At 68.0% G+C, this 473-nt stretch carries 1 protein-coding gene; it reads left to right on the top strand.

The window, feature by feature from the left end:
• On the top strand, nt 1-473 hold a 473-nt coding region (locus H7I41_RS16525; RefSeq protein WP_505011366.1), incomplete at both ends, for an acyl-CoA dehydrogenase family protein.

The raw sequence follows: 473 nt of genomic DNA, 5'->3' as shown, positions 1-473 counted from the left end.
TCCGGCAGCGAGCACGCCAGCTGGGCNTTCCTCGGCGGGCCGGTCATCAAGGACGGCCGCCCGGTCGACTTCGGCAGCTTCCTGATCCCGCGCACCGAATACACCATCGACGACGTGTGGCATGTGGTCGGACTGCGCGGCACCGGCAGCAACACCGTCGTGGTCAAGGACGTGTTCGTGCCCTCGCACCGCTTCCTGTCCTACAAGGCGATGAACGACGGCACCGCGGGCGGGTTCCGGAACAACACCGCCCCCGTCTACAAGATGCCTTGGGGCACCATGCATCCCACCACCATCTCCACCCCCATCGTGGGCATGGCCTACGGCGCCTACGCCGCTCACGTCGAGCACCAGGGCAAGCGGGTCCGGGCAGCCTTCGCCGGCGAGAAGTCCAAGGACGACCCGTTCGCCAAGGTGCGTATCGCCGAGGCCGCCAGCGACATCGACTCGCCGAGGCCGCCAGCGACATCGAC

The sequence above is a fragment of the [Mycobacterium] manitobense genome, assembly GCF_025821665.1.
Taxonomy (GTDB): domain Bacteria; phylum Actinomycetota; class Actinomycetes; order Mycobacteriales; family Mycobacteriaceae; genus Mycobacterium; species Mycobacterium arseniciresistens.
Note: the sequence above shows the minus strand (reverse complement) of the source record. Positions and strands in the feature narration are given on the sequence as shown.